Below are 13,909 nucleotides of genomic sequence, written 5' to 3'. Positions count from 1 at the left end.
ATCTTACGACCTACGCATCCTGCTCTTCGTCATCGAACGTATCGTTGCCTTGATAGGTGCGAGCGAACTGGACGAAGTCCTTCACCGCACGGGAGTGGTTGTGCTTCTTGTTGTACACCATGTAAATGCGGTAAAACTCCTGGGGCACCTCATCAACCACCAGGAACTTCAAGTTCGAGAACAAACGTGTAGCCAGCGAATCAAGCATGAGCGCCCCGCACACAGGCGCGTTAAAGGAAATGAACGAGCCCATGGACACATCGTCGTCATAAATCTGCTTCGCGTTTTCAAGCCCCTGCTCGATAAGCAACTTGTTAACCATCTCTCCGATGGGGGCCCCGCGTCGATACGTGCACAAATCCATGCGGGAAATCTCAGCGAAGCTCACGTGATCGCGTTTAGCCAACGGATGGTCTTCACGGACACACAGTTTCAAATCGCGATACGTGACCGGATAATACACGAGCTCCGGATCGCCTTCGCGCTTGCCGCAAAATGCAACGTCAACAGTGCCCTTACGAAGCTGATCGAGCAAATAGTTCGTGAAGCCCTGATACGTTTTCGTAAGCACCGTGTTGTTGCAAACTGCACAATAATCCTTCATCAACGACGGTAAATAGTCGTCTTGCACCGTGAATGTCGTACCGATGCTCACGGAACCGACAACAGAGTGGCCGCGGTCTTGTACGGCAGCAATACCATCATCAAGGGCACGCAGCGCCAGGCAAACGTGCTCGTAAAAAACCTCACCTTGAGGCGTCAGGCTGACCGACCTGCCAGACCGCTCAAACAACGATACCTCAAGCTCGTTTTCCAAAGAAGAGATGGCGCCGGAAAGCGTCGGCTGCGTGATGAACAGCTCTTGCGCAGCACGAGTGTAGTGAAGCACTTCGGCAAGTTTCTTGAAGTAATGAAGTTGCGATAAATTCATATCCCCTACCCCCAAACAAACAAGCAACCAGCATCAATAAATGATGAAAACCATCAGATTCCATTATAATGCCATACCCACCAAAACGCCGATAAATATTACTGACCTCGCCAGCGAATTTCAACCCCCGAACCGGGTTAAACGAACAAGGGCGGCCCCTTTGTGGAGCCGCCCTTGTACTAGGTTCTAGAGTAAGCTCTGGCGGAAAACCATTTAATCAGTAGTCCACTCAGACTTGTACTTCTTCGCGCTCTGGAAGACGTACAGACCGAGCAGCAGGATGACGACCAGCATGACCAGACCAGTGATGAAGACGGTGGTGAAGCCGAAGGACGTCTGCACCCAAGCCCAGATCATGGAAGCGAAGGCCGCGATCAGATTGAACACGGTAGAAACGCGGGAGTAGATCAGCGAGTACTCGCGAGAGCCGAAAGACTGGCGAACCACAACGGGAACCAGAACCACAGCGGTAGCGTAGCAGCCGCCGAAGATGAACGCGCCGGCGTACAGCATGTACTCGGAGCCTGCACCGAACCAGCAAAGCAGGATACCAGCAACGCCAGCGATGAAGGCGAAGATCAAAGCACCCTTCGCGCTCTTGTCAGCAGCAGTGCCCAGGATAACTTTGAACAGAGCCTGGCCGACCATCATGACCGTGGTCATGAGGCCACCGACAACGGCCACGTCGAACGGAGCGCTCGTCAGGGTCTTGGTGTAGCTCGGGAACTGCATGGCGATGAGGATGGCGATGTTGATGATGCCGGCGAACACGCACGCAGCGTAAAACGTCGGGGTCTTCATCGCACGGGAAGCGGACAGGCCAGAGGGCTTCGTGGAGCCACCGGCAGCAGCGGCAGCAGCGGCAGCGCCATAAGGCTGCAGGCCGCACTCCTCAGGCGTGCTGCGCACGCAGAACAACGTGAACGGCAGAGAAGTGACAGCAGCAATAACGGCCCAGATCAGATAGATGGTGTGGAAGTCCATACCAGAAGCCTGCAGAGCGGTGAACACAGCAGACCAAATAGCGCCACCGATACCGGTGAAGGCCATGCACAGGCCGATGAAGAAACCGGCGCGGTCGGCAAACCAGCGGTTGATCAGCGTAGGAACCGCAAGCCACAGCAGCGTGATCTCGCCAAGGCCAAGCATAACAGCGGCAACGTAGAACAGAACAATGGTGTTCGAGAAGCTCATGAGCACGAACGCGGCGATAACCAGGATGGCAGAACCAGACAGGATAACGCGAGCATCCATGGATTGCAGGAGCTTGCCAGCGAACGGGGACGCAACCGTCATCGTCAAATACATAACGGTAACGTACATAGCAAAAGCGGTCTTTTCAACGCCCAGACCCTCGGCAACTACCGGCTGGAACAGACCCCACGTGGAAAAGCACAGTGCAGAGCAGCCGAAGGTGATCATGATGCCCGTGAGCACCACGAGAAGATGGCGTACGCTCATCTTCTCTTTCGTCGATGATGCCAAAACATACCTCCTTGTCGTAGGTTTTCCTTCGCAAAACGCAAACCTAGAACCCCTGGTGGATATCTCGGATAAGCACCCTTCCGCTTATCCGAGATACTTTTTACCTCACGCGCAGCACAGAAAAAATGGACAGAACTCACTCATTTATCCGGTTCCGTAGAATTAAAGTGGTCAACTCTGTGAATATGTGCATATATCAGAATCAACTATAAGCTATAGGAATCGTTAAATGAGCCTGTTTCGGCAGCAAAAGAGGGTTCACAAAAACTACGACAGGACAGATTTTAAAAATCGCGGTATTTCTCAACAATCAAAGGCGCTGCGATATACACCATGATTTGATCGGTTCCCTCAGCGATCTGGTTGCCACGGCAATCGCGCCACACGCGGCACGTGCGGGAGCTTTCCGTGTATCCAAGGCCGCCAAGAATCTGCATGGCATCGGATGCAACCTCAACTGAGGTTTCCGGGATATAGCGTTTCATGAGGGCAACGGCAAGACGGCGCTCCGAATCGCCTTTGTCCACGGCCCATGCCGCGCGATACAGAATCGACCGCATGTTCGTCAAACGAAGCTCCATATCCGTGAGCATGGTCTCGATTTGCTGGAAACGACCGACCTGCACGCCGAACGCCTTGCGAGAGCGGGCGTGTGCGCAAGCATCCTCCATGGCAGCTTGAGCCATGCCCAAAGAAGAGGCGCACAGCAAAACGCGGCCATATTCCAACATCTGGAACAGGCGGCGGAAGTCACCGTGCTCGGCCGAGATGCGATATTCCGGCTTCAACTCGACATCCTGGAACGACAGCGAGGCGAACGGAAGCATGTCTTGACCGATCTTATCGATGGGAACGGCGGCGATGCCCTTGAGATTTCGAGGGACCAGCCACAGAGCCAGCGCAGGATACGAATCGTCGGTCTGCGCGTCTGCATCAATTGCAGCAACAACAATATAAGGTGCGTATTCGCCGTTGTTCACATACGATTTGCGACCATTCAGCACAATCTTGCCGTCAAGCGTCCTGGTGCTTGTCTTCATCGACATGACGTCCGAACCGCCATCGGGCTCGGAGATGGCCAACGCGAACATCAAGCGCCCCGTCTCGCGATAATCCGCAACGGCTGAGTCGACGTTTCCCGCCTCGGAAAGCGCGTCAACGATCTGAAGGTTGAACAAATCGTTTTGGAATGGCAGCGTAGCGCCCGCGCATCGCGAAAGCTCTTCGATGATAAGCGCTTGATCAAGCAAGCTATGGCCCGCAGCGCTCGTAGATTCCTTGTCGGAGAACTTATAATACGTATCGACAAACCGCTTCATCACATCGTCGGGCAAACCCTGGTCTTTGCACCACTGCGACACATGATCGGGCGTGAAAACTTCGGTGCCGAAAGCGCGAAACGAAGCTACGAGCTTTTTCTGCTCAGAAGATAAATTGAAATCCATGGGGCTTTCCCCTTTAACCACCGTACAAAATCGCCTGACAATTACTCTGCTGAACAATATACCAGCGACCGCAAAATCCCCGGCCGGCCAATATAGCCAATTCGACCAACGCATTTGCACTCAAAATGTACCGAAAATGTCTCACATTCTTCCACTTTTGACCGCTATCTTCCTGAGCACCGGAAACATATAAGGACGATTGTCCAGCGTAATGGGCTTGTTTTCAAAGATTTCCCTATATGTTTTGCATCGATTCTTATAGGCAACCACACATTTCTGATTGTTTGTCCATAGAACTCATGCAACTTACCTGTAAATATATGTTCTGCAAACGCAAGAACCGCCCAAAGACGAAAAGAAAGGAGCGCCGCAAATGTCGGTGACTGAAAAACTCAACGGTTACGGTCCGCTGAACGGCGTCAAGGTCGTCGAGCTCTGCGAGTGGGTTGCTGCCCCCGCAACTGTTCGTATCCTGTCCGAGATGGGTGCTGAAATCATGAAGGTTGAGCCGCTTCACGGCGATGCTCAGCGCACCCAGGGCCCCGGCTTCGGCTGCGAGCAGAACGACACCGAGGATCCCACGATCGACCTGAACAACACGAACAAGAATTGGCTCGCTCTGAACCTGAAGAGCGAAGAGGGCTTCGCTGTCATGGACAAGCTGCTCTCCGAGGCTGACGTGTTCGTCTGCAACCTGCGCGACAAGGCGCTGGTGAAGCTTGGTCTGGATTACGAGACCTTGGCTGCTAAGTATCCTCAGCTGATTTGGGCTCAGCTGCGCGGCTACGGCGAGTTCGGCGCTGAGGCCGGCACGCCTGGATTCGACGCTGTGTGCTGGGCTGCTCGCGGTGGCGTTGCAAACTGCTTCCGTGAGGACGGCGAGTCCCCGGCTATCCCGCCGCAGGCATTCGGCGATTACAACGCTGCTTCCATCATGGCTGGCGGCATCCTGGCTGCTCTGTTCAACCGCACCCGCACCAACAAGGGCGACAAGGTCACCTGCAACCTGTACGGCGCTGCAATCTGGGGCGGCAACATCGGCATCATGGCTACGCAGTTCGGCGCTCCGTACCCGAAGTCGCGTAAGCACGTGCCCAACCCGTTCAACAACACCTACCGCACCGCTGACGAGAAGTGGATGCTCATCTGCATGCCGCAGTACGACAAGTACTACAACATGATGATGGAGATCACCGGCAACGCCGAGCACATCGATCAGCCCGACACCTGCAACCTGCCTGCCCTGAAGGAATCCGGCAAGCAGCCTGAGGTCATCAGCTGGCTCGAGGAAGGATTCTCCAAGAAGACCTTCGAAGAGTGGGACGAAATCCTGCGCGAGCATGAGGTTCCGCATCAGAAGTGCTTCCGCTACACCGACATCGTCAAGGACCAGGAAGCCTACGACAACGACTCCCTGCGCTGGGTCGAGTACAAGGAGTACGGCAAGAAGGCTCTGCCTATGTCCCCGCTGCGTTTCGGTGGCTATGGCGACCCGCCGGTCATCCTGTCCAAGCCCATCGGCTATCACACCGCCGAGATCATGGGCAAGCTGGGCTACACCGATGAGCAAATCGCGAAGGCCGAAGCCGACGGCGCTATCAAGTGCTGGCACGGCGAGGAAGTACCGGACACCATCTTCAAGTCCGAGCGCCAGGAGAAGGGCGAGGCTCCCTGCAACTGGTAGGCCCGCTCCCCTTCCAACCAAGCTTCCTATCTCCTGAGAGCCCCTCATTGCGAGGGGCTCTCCCTTTATTGCGTGGCGAAGCAGTCCCGACGTACGAGATCGAGGAACTCCTCGGAGAAATAGGTCGGCAGCAGCCGCAAGGTCCTCTCGTTGCGCAAGGGGCGCGCCGGATCGCGGTACTCCACCCAGGCGTTGCAGCTCCAGGTGATGCCCACCAGGGCGTTGACCATGCGATAGGCCGGAAAGCGGGCGTCGAAGGAACCCCGGGGGAAGCGGCCGCCCACCGCCTCCCAGTAGGCGTCGAGAAACTGCGTCCGCCCCTCTGCGTCGAAGACGACATCGCTGTCCCAGATGGTGGTCGTCGGGGAAAGGAAGTAGGCGACATCCTGCGCCACCTCCCCGAGCACCGGCTTCTCCCAATCGACGATGGAGGCGCGCCCCGCGGCATCGATGAGGAAATGGGACGGCACCGCCTCGGTGTTGAGGACATGGGAACACTCGGCCGTCGACGCCGCCGGGGCCGCGTCGACGGCCCGCTGGGCCAAGGCGAGCAGCTCGTCCACCGCGCCCACTACCCGCGCCTCGGCAAGATCGCTTCCCCGATAGCCGTCGAAGAGCCTCCGGCAGCTTTCCAGCTGGGCGCGCAGCGGATCCTCCGGGCGAAGGAGCACGCCGTCCGGCGGCGCGGCCACGCTGTGCACGTCGGCGAGGGCCCGGGCCGCCTCCCGCACCTGCCGCGGATCCCGAAGATCGATCCACGAGCCCTCCACGAAGCTCTCCACCAGAACGCCGTGCCCGATGCGGCGGTGGGTGCCGTCCACATAGAGCGGCTCGGGCGTCCGCCCGATCGGGGCCAGAACGCGCAGGGCCCCGTATTCGTAGCCGATCTGATCGGCGAGGCCCAGCTGGCTGGCGCAGTTGATGCGCAGCACGAAACGGCGCCCGTCGCCGGCCCTAAGGAGGAAGTTGGCGTTGTGCTCGCCCTGGGCCAAAGGGCGCACGGCAAGTTCCTCGGGCCCCTCCACGCCGAGGGCGCGCGCCAACTCGTCGTTTCCCTCCACGAAGCGAATCGCCTCTTCCATGGAACCTCTCCCCCTCATCGTTTCGATGGCTCATTTAGTTGATATAATCTACTATATGTGAGAGTATACTATAAATGACTTTGAAACGGCGGCGGTCCGAGACGCCGGACGACAGGAGATGAGGATCCATCGTGAAGCGAATCGTCCTCGATTGCGACAACACCATGGGCGTGCGCGGCTGCGACGTCGACGACGGGCTCGCCCTTCTGTACCTTCTGGGGAATCCGGAGCGCTGTACGGTGGAGGGCCTGTGCACCTGCTTCGGCAACGCGGACATCGGCACCGTCGACGGCAACACCCGGCGCCTGTTCGCCGAATGGGGACTCGACGTTCCCGTCTATCGCGGCGCGGGCGCCCCCGAAGACGTCGACACGCCGGCCGCACGATTCCTCGCGGGCATCTGCGCCGCCGCGCCGGGAGAGGTATCGGTCCTCGTCACGGGCGCCACGACCAACCTGCTCGGCGCCCGGCGCTGCGATTCGGCGTTCTTCGGGAATGTGGCCGACCTCACCTTCATGGGCGGCATCACGGAAAGCCTCGTCATCAACGGACGCATCATGGACGAGCTGAACCTGTCCTGCGATCCGACGGCCACCCTCGCCGCACTGGCCTCCCCGGCCGCCGTCACCATCGCCTGCGCCCAGAACTGCCTGCCGGCCCACGTGACCCGCGAGCTGACAGAACGTTCCTTCTCGGCGGACTCCTGGCTCGCCCGGGCCATCGACTACTGGTTCGCCGACATGGGCGAGCGCTACGCCTGGGACGGCTTCGCCGTCTGGGACCAGGTGGCCGCGGCGGCCCTCATCAAGCCCGAGCTGTTCGAACAGCGGGAAATGGACGTCGCCCTGGACGAGCGGATGCTGTCCGTCGGCTACCTCGAGCCCGCGCCCGCAGGCGCGCCCCGGGCGACGGTGAGCGTCCCCGTCATCGCCGATCCGCAGGCCTATCTCGCCGACGCCCTGGCAGGCTGGCGCCGCGGCTGCGAGCGGCTCGGACTTGCCCTCTAGCGCCCCCCGAACATTCCAAGGAATCGCCATGAACATCCCTGAACCACCATCGTACGCCATCGGCACGGCCGAGACCCCCTCGTCCGCAGGCCCCACGCTCACCTTCCTCGGCACGGGCGCCGGCTGCGGGGTCCCCGCCTTCTTCTGCGAGTGTCCCGCCTGCGAGGAGGCCCGGCGCGACCCGCGGGCCCGGCGCGGCGACTGCGGCGTGCTCGTGCGCAACGCCGAGGCGACCCTCATCGACACGCCGCCGGATTTGCGCCACCAGCTGGAACGGGAATCCGTGCGATCGGTGGACCGCGTCCTGTGGACCCATTGCCACTTCGACCATTTGGGCGGTCTCGGTGAGCTGGAGTATATGGTACGTCTCGGCGGCCGACCGTCGCTTCCCTGCTTCGCAAGCGAGACGGCGCGCCGGGGCATCCTCGCCGAGTTCCACTACCTGGACGATATCCTCGACTTCCACGATGTGGCCCCCTTCGATACCGTGGCCTTCGACGGCGTGCGCTACACGGCCCTGCCGGTGACCCACGCTGCGGGCACCTACGGCTACCTCATGGAGACCGAGCGCGGGCGCACCTTCTACGCCTCGGACACGGGGCGCCTGCCGGCCGAGACCGCCGAGCGGGTGCACGGCTGCGAGACGCTCATTCTGGACGCGACCTTCTGGGGCCGCAACTGGAACCCCGCCGCCCATCACAGCGTGCAGGAGGCCATCGAGGAGGGCCTGGAGCTGGATGCGGGCACGATCTACCTTACCCACCTGGCCATGCACTACAACACGCCCGTCACGCTGGCGGAGCTTAAGGCGCACCTCGCCCCCTACGACGACCGCGTGCGCGTGGCCGCTGACGGTCTGAAGATTTCGATTTGAGAGAAATCGCCAAACTTTCTAGGTATTTGACCTTGTCTACTATTAGGTTTTGTCTTATACTATGTATTGTCTGAAGCACGAAGGCCGGAAACATTTGTTTCCGGCCCTTTTTTATGATGGGGCTGTATCCAAAGTGATTTCGATACAGCGCCCTTTTCTTGCATCCAAAGCATTCAGACGATGCGGCTTGCTGCGAAAAAGCAAAGAGGGGCCGGCTTACGCCATGGCCCCTGCCGCCCTCTTCCCCTTTTCGCATTCCGCCAGGAAGAGCTTCCGTATGTTGCGGCCCGCGGCGACCAATCTCCACTCGAGCGTCACCTTCTCAAGGCCCCTTGTTAGCGCTACTCTAAAAACAACCATTTTCGCCAACGTTCATTAGCCATCTCCGCCAACGCAATCCCGCCATCTCCGCCAACGCATTTTCACCATTTCCACCAACGCCGGGACTTACGCTTCGATCGACGAGCGAACGATGCTTTCGGGAGGAGCGGGCCGTGGCGGAGAAGAACCTGATCGGAGAGTTGGACATGTACAGGGAAGCGGGCATAAAGCCCAACTTCAGCGACATAGCGAAGCGCTACGGCAAGGACAGGCACACCGTGGCGTCGTACTGGAGGGCCGAGGGCGGGCGGCCCCACGACGGGCGCGGCGACAGGGCGGGCTCGTTCGACGCGCACATCGAGGAGGTGGCAGCCAAGGCGCAACTGCCGGGAGTCACCAAGAAGGGCATCCACGAGTGGCTGCTGCACAGGTATCCCGGCGAGGACCTGGCCGGCTACAACGCCTTCACCCAGTTCATGCGCAAGAACGGCATCGCCGTCGGGGCCTCCGGGGGCCCGGAGCCGCACCCGCGCTTCGAGACGCCGCCCGGACTGCAGCTGCAGTTCGACTGGAAGGAGTCCGTCAAGATGGCAAACCGCGACGGCGAGCTGTTCGAGTTCAACGTGTTCGCGGCGACGCTGGGCCATTCCCGCAGGCACATATTCATCCGGTCGAGGACCAGGACGACCGACGACCTGGTCAGGTGCATGTACGCCACGATCGCGAGGCTCGGCGGCGTGCCGCGCGAGTGGGTCACGGACAACATGTCCGCCCTGGTGACGATCAAGGGCGGCAGGCGCCTCAAGGTCCAGCGCGCATACGAGTTCGCCAAGGCCGCCGGCTTCGAGCTGAAGCTGTGCCGCCCGCGCAGCCCCCAGACGAAGGGCAAGGTCGAGTCGTCGAACCGCTTCCTGTCGCGGCTCATGGCCTACCAGGGCGACTTCGACGGCTGGGACGATATCGACGAGATCGTCGCGCGGATCGAGGACGCCAGCAACTCCGAGCCCAACGAGACCACGGGGCTGCCGCCCTCCGCGCTGTTCATGGAGGAGAAGGACGCGCTGCTGCCCGTCGGCAACCTGCGCGCCCTCGAGGAGGCGATGGGCGACGTGGTGCGCGTGGCCAGGGTGCCGGCCACGATGCTGGTGAGCGCGCACGGCGAGCCCATGTCGGTGCCCAGGCGCTGCATCGGCAGGCCCGCCCGCATCGTCTGCATGCCCGGCGGCGCGATGGACTGCTACGTCGGCGGCGAGCTGGTGGCGACGCACGTGGCGGGCGGGCCGGCCTACGACCCGGCCCACTACGCCGAGGCCATGGCCGGCAAGCGGTGGTTCGGCGACGCCGCCGGCGACATCGAGGCCGCCGCCGCGGCCAACCTCGGCCTGCTCGACTCGGTAGGGGGCTCGCTGTGAGCGCCGCCGTGCAGGCCAGCCCGCTGAACAGGCTGGCGGCCAACCTGGAGGAGCTCGGCCTGGAGGGTATGGCCTCGTCGGTGCCCGAGTACGTCAGGCTCGTCGCCGACGGCAGGAAGGGCCTGGTCGACGCCATGCTCGAGCTCACCGACGCCCAGATATCCCTCAAGCGGCGCGCCGACGACGACCGGCGCACGAGGATGGCCAACTTCCCCTACATAAAGACGCTGGCCGACTTCGACTGGGGCTTCCAGCCCAGCGTCCCGCGCGGGCTGGTCGAGCAGCTGGCCACGCTGGAGTTCATCGACCGCGGCGACAACGTCGTGCTCGTCGGCAGCCCGGGCGTGGGCAAGACCCACCTGTCGATAGCCATAGGCTACGAGGCCGTGATGGCGCGCAAGCAGGTGTACTTCGCCGACTGCTCGAGGCTCGTCGAGGACCTCAAGCACGCCTCGGCGAAGGAGGCGCTGGCGCGCAGGATGCGCTTCTACGAGCACTGCAGCCTGCTGATAGTGGACGAGCTCGGCTACCTCGACATCGGCAAGGAGGGCGCCGACCTGCTGTTCCAGCTGGTCAACAGGCGCTACACGCTCAAGCGGTCGACCATCGTCACGACCAACGTGCCGGTGGGCAGGTGGGGCGACGTGTTCGGCAGCAACGTGACGGCGTCGGCGGTGGCCGACAGGCTGTGCCACCACTGCGCGATGATTAAGATAACGGGGCGGTCGTACCGCTTGAAGGACGTGTCGATAGGCGGCGACGAGGGGAAGGACGAGCGCGGCTAGGCGCCGAAAGCGGCGCATCCGCGTTGGCGGATTCGGCGAAAGCGCGTTGGCGCGATTGGCGAAAATACGTTGGCGAAAATGGTGAAAACTATATTGACGCTAACACCCCTTATCGTGAACCTCGTGAACCCGAGGTTTCTCTTGACGTCGCCGAACACGGTCTCCACGTCGACGGAGCGCCTCTTCCGCAAGGCGGACCCCGCCTCCGTGCGCAGCATCTCGCCGGCGCGGCTCTTGAAGGCGTTCAAGGCCGGGCTCGCCTGGATCCGCTTCGGGAAATCCGGGTCCGCCGACTTCGAGCACCTCGCCCTGCGGGAGCAGCCCGAGCAGTCCTCGCGCTCGTATGTCCGCACCGCGCTCTCGTAGCCCAGGTCCGACACCCGCCGCGATTCTCCGCAAAAGGCAAGCGTCCGGCCCTCCGGGCAGGCGTGCTCGTCGGACTCTTCGTCGTGCGCCCAGTTGGCGACCCCCATCTCGTCGTCGCGCCATTTCTCGTTGCGGCACTCGCGGAAGAGCTCGCTGTGCTTGACGTAGGCGTCTGCGCCCTCGCGCTCGACGTAGGCGTAGTTCTCCTCGCTGCCGTAGCCGGCATCGGCCGCGAAGCTTGCGGGCAGGCGCCCGATCCTCTCCTTGACGTGCTCGCAGCGCGGGATGGCGCAGGCCGCGTATACTATATGCGCAGGTCAAAAGCCATTTTATAAGAACACGAATCGATATTCGCAATAGTAAGGCGATAATCTGGGAGGCTGAAAAAGGAAGGCCCGCCAAGACCTTTCGGTCCTGGCGGGCCATGCTGTAGCAATAGTTTTGATACAGCCCCTAAGTGTCTAACCGGGAAATCAGGGCGGCACAAGGGGCAAAAGGCCTCGAAGCGCCCAAAGCAACCGACGCCCGAAAATCCTCTAACGCACTTCGCGCATCATGCCGTTCTCCACGCGAAGGCGCATGGTGGCGAACTCGCGAGCTTTTGCACGGTGTGCGGCGACGAAAACCGTTTTGCCCGGCAATGCGGCTATGTTGGCTAGCACAGCCGCTTCGGTCGCATCATCGAGCGCGCTTGTGACCTCGTCGAGCACCATGATAGGCGCACCCGAGCACACCGCGCGCGCAATAGCCAAACGCTGCAGCTGCCCTTGGGAAAGCCCCTGCCCGTGCTCGCCTATCATCGTGTTGATCCCCTGCGGAAGCTCTTTCACGAAACCCCACGCGCACGCTGCTTCGCACGCACGTTTTACCTGGTCATCGGTCGCATCAGAAGCCGCAAACGCCACGTTTTCGCGCACCGAACCTGCAAACAGGAAGTTATCCTGCGGCACATAGGCGAACACCCTCGGCGGCACCTGAGACGCGGGGCAAGCCGTAACCGCTGCGTTAATCGCAGGTGCGACTAGCCCACACGAAACCGCAGGGGCATCGAAAGCGACGAGCGCTCCGGGATCTTCCCCATCTGCAGCTTCTCCGCACTCCGGTGCATCGTCGGCAAACTCATATGCGAAACCATCAGCGTCGTAGGCACCCAACACCAGCTTGAACAGCGTGGACTTTCCCGAGCCTGAAGGCCCCTCTACCACCACGAACGAGCCCTTCGGCACAAACGCGCCATCACAGAAAAGGCTTGCAACTTCGCCCTCGGAAGATGCTAGGGCCGTCTTTTCGGCAGCGTCACCAGCAAGCACGCCGCCGACCGCATCGCTCAAAGCCCCCGCACCCTCACCGCCGGCAGCATCGCAACCCGAAGCTTGCGGCGCCGCTTCGGCTTCGCTACCGCCCTCTTCGTCCCTATAGGAAAACGCCAGATCGCATATCCGCACGCCTGAGAACCGCTGATAAAACTCCGCAGCCGTCATGGGCAAGCGGTTCTCCGAATGCGAAAGCTCCGCAACCTCCATTAGGCGTTCCGCCGACGCGAGCGCCTGATACAGCTGCGGCAGCATGCCCGACAAACTGGAAACCGGCGCCTGGATGCGCGCCACCAGCTGCAGCACCGCCATAAGCGTGCCGTAGCTCATGGTGCCGTGTAAAAGCGCAAACGCGCACCACGTGAGCGCCACGGCATACAACGCGTTGAAGAAGAACGCAAAACTGGCGTTCGCGGCGATAGACCATCCGCGGCGGCGCATTTGCGCTGCAAAATGGTCCTCCTGCAGCACATCAGCATGCGCGCTTGTGGCAGGCTGGGCACCGAACGAACGGATGACCAGCTGATGCTCAAGCGCCTCCTGCAAGAAGACGCGCACGGCTCCTTCTTTTTCCTGCACCGCCCTGTGCAGCGCCTTCAAACGTCCGCGCAACGTGCGCGCCAGCACGAACGAAAGCAGCGCCGCCCCGACGAACAGCGCCACCATGGGCGGGCTGATCAGCGCGAGCACCGCGATGGCGAACACCAGTTGTGCGATCATGGACACGAAGCTTGGGATGATGGTGGACACGCCGTTCGATACAGCCTGCACGTCGGAGAACATGCGGTTGGAAAGCTCGCCGGAATGGAAGCGCAAAACGTTGCCGTAGCGCGCGGTGAAGATACTGTCGAGCATGGATTTTCGCAGCTCAAGGGCAAAGCGGGCGCGGATGCGCTCCTGTGTGCCGTTGATGGCCAGACGCAACACCAGCTGCGAGACGATAACGCCCGCAAGAGCCGCCGCGCTTGCCAGCAAGCCGTCGACGTTTCCCGCGACCGCCTGGTCTATGACGGCGCGGCACGCCAGCGCGAAGCTCACGAGCACCGCCGCCTGCAATGCGCACAGCGCCGATAGCGCCACGATGCGGCCATGCTGAGCCTTAGACTGCGCGAACAGCCACGCGTAGGTGACCTTGTCCTGCTCGCGCGCCGCCCCGCGCATCATTTCCGCCCCGCTTTGCCAACGGTGTCGCGATCGCGCAGGC

At 61.2% G+C, this 13,909-nt stretch carries 11 protein-coding genes; 5 read left to right on the top strand and 6 right to left on the bottom strand.

Annotated elements, in window-relative coordinates; genetic code table 11:
* Positions 1–10: 10 nt before the first annotated feature.
* The 3 genes from ET524_RS00055 to ET524_RS00045 all read right to left on the bottom strand — a co-directional run bounded on the left by ET524_RS00055 (position 11) and on the right by ET524_RS00045 (position 3,861).
* A complete protein-coding gene (locus ET524_RS00055; protein WP_129422800.1) occupies positions 11–931 on the bottom strand; it encodes a LysR family transcriptional regulator in 921 nt (306 codons plus the stop codon).
* Between the two features lie 213 nt (positions 932–1,144).
* Entirely contained in the window at positions 1,145–2,416 is a 1,272-nt protein-coding gene (locus ET524_RS00050) for an MFS transporter (RefSeq protein ID WP_236648217.1), read from the bottom strand.
* Positions 2,417–2,700: 284 nt separating this feature from the next.
* Positions 2,701–3,861: an acyl-CoA dehydrogenase family protein gene (locus ET524_RS00045; RefSeq protein WP_129422799.1), complete on the bottom strand. Its 1,161-nt coding sequence runs from the start codon at positions 3,859–3,861 to the stop codon at positions 2,701–2,703.
* 373 nt (positions 3,862–4,234) lie between these two features.
* On the opposite strand from ET524_RS00045, the gene ET524_RS00040 reads away from it, so the two are divergent.
* Complete coding sequence (locus tag ET524_RS00040; protein ID WP_129422798.1) at positions 4,235–5,545, top strand: CaiB/BaiF CoA transferase family protein; 1,311 nt, start codon at positions 4,235–4,237, stop codon at positions 5,543–5,545.
* Between the two features lie 65 nt (positions 5,546–5,610).
* On the opposite strand, the gene ET524_RS00035 is transcribed toward ET524_RS00040, so the two are convergent.
* Positions 5,611–6,627, bottom strand: a complete 1,017-nt coding sequence (locus ET524_RS00035; RefSeq protein ID WP_161566566.1) for a phosphotransferase family protein — start codon at positions 6,625–6,627, stop codon at positions 5,611–5,613.
* 131 nt (positions 6,628–6,758) lie between these two features.
* Here ET524_RS00035 and ET524_RS00030 point away from each other — a divergent pair, with 131 nt between their 5' ends.
* From ET524_RS00030 to istB, 4 genes are all read left to right on the top strand, one after another.
* Positions 6,759–7,634, top strand: coding sequence for a nucleoside hydrolase (locus ET524_RS00030; RefSeq protein ID WP_129422796.1), 876 nt, complete (start codon positions 6,759–6,761; stop codon positions 7,632–7,634).
* A gap of 28 nt (positions 7,635–7,662) precedes the next feature.
* Complete coding sequence (locus ET524_RS00025) at positions 7,663–8,508, top strand: MBL fold metallo-hydrolase (protein WP_129422795.1); 846 nt, start codon at positions 7,663–7,665, stop codon at positions 8,506–8,508.
* Positions 8,509–9,002: 494 nt separating this feature from the next.
* Positions 9,003–10,241, top strand: a complete 1,239-nt coding sequence (istA, locus tag ET524_RS00020; RefSeq protein WP_129422794.1) for an IS21 family transposase — start codon at positions 9,003–9,005, stop codon at positions 10,239–10,241.
* Positions 10,238–11,026, top strand: coding sequence for an IS21-like element helper ATPase IstB (gene istB / locus ET524_RS00015; protein ID WP_129422793.1), 789 nt, complete (start codon positions 10,238–10,240; stop codon positions 11,024–11,026). The genes istA and istB overlap by 4 nt, the downstream gene beginning before the upstream one ends.
* Here the strand turns inward: istB and ET524_RS12110 are convergent.
* Both ET524_RS12110 and ET524_RS00005 read right to left on the bottom strand, forming a co-directional pair.
* Positions 11,023–11,499 carry a transposase gene (locus ET524_RS12110; protein WP_129422792.1) on the bottom strand — a complete coding sequence of 159 codons (477 nt, stop codon included), beginning with the start codon at positions 11,497–11,499 and terminating at the stop codon, positions 11,023–11,025. The two genes, istB and ET524_RS12110, sit on opposite strands and share 4 nt — an antisense overlap.
* Positions 11,500–11,928: 429 nt before the next feature.
* Positions 11,929–13,869 carry an ABC transporter ATP-binding protein gene (locus ET524_RS00005; RefSeq protein WP_129422791.1) on the bottom strand — a complete coding sequence of 647 codons (1,941 nt, stop codon included), beginning with the start codon at positions 13,867–13,869 and terminating at the stop codon, positions 11,929–11,931.
* Positions 13,870–13,909 lie beyond the last annotated feature (40 nt).

The organism is Senegalimassilia faecalis, from assembly GCF_004135645.1.
GTDB classification, from domain to species: Bacteria; Actinomycetota; Coriobacteriia; order Coriobacteriales; family Eggerthellaceae; genus Senegalimassilia; species Senegalimassilia faecalis.
The sequence above is the reverse complement of the archived record's forward strand: the minus strand, read 5'-3'. Positions and strand labels throughout refer to the sequence as shown.

Coding starts and splice junctions, on each gene's coding strand:
- ET524_RS00055 (WP_129422800.1), bottom strand. CDS start 931: ATGAATTTATCGCAACTTCATTACTTCAAGAAACTTGCCGAAGTGCTT.
- ET524_RS00045 (WP_129422799.1), bottom strand. CDS start 3,861: ATGGATTTCAATTTATCTTCTGAGCAGAAAAAGCTCGTAGCTTCGTTT.
- ET524_RS00040 (WP_129422798.1), top strand. CDS start 4,235: ATGTCGGTGACTGAAAAACTCAACGGTTACGGTCCGCTGAACGGCGTC.
- ET524_RS00035 (WP_161566566.1), bottom strand. CDS start 6,627: ATGGAAGAGGCGATTCGCTTCGTGGAGGGAAACGACGAGTTGGCGCGC.
- ET524_RS00025 (WP_129422795.1), top strand. CDS start 7,663: ATGAACATCCCTGAACCACCATCGTACGCCATCGGCACGGCCGAGACC.
- ET524_RS12110 (WP_129422792.1), bottom strand. CDS start 11,499: ATGGGGGTCGCCAACTGGGCGCACGACGAAGAGTCCGACGAGCACGCC.
- ET524_RS00005 (WP_129422791.1), bottom strand. CDS start 13,869: ATGATGCGCGGGGCGGCGCGCGAGCAGGACAAGGTCACCTACGCGTGG.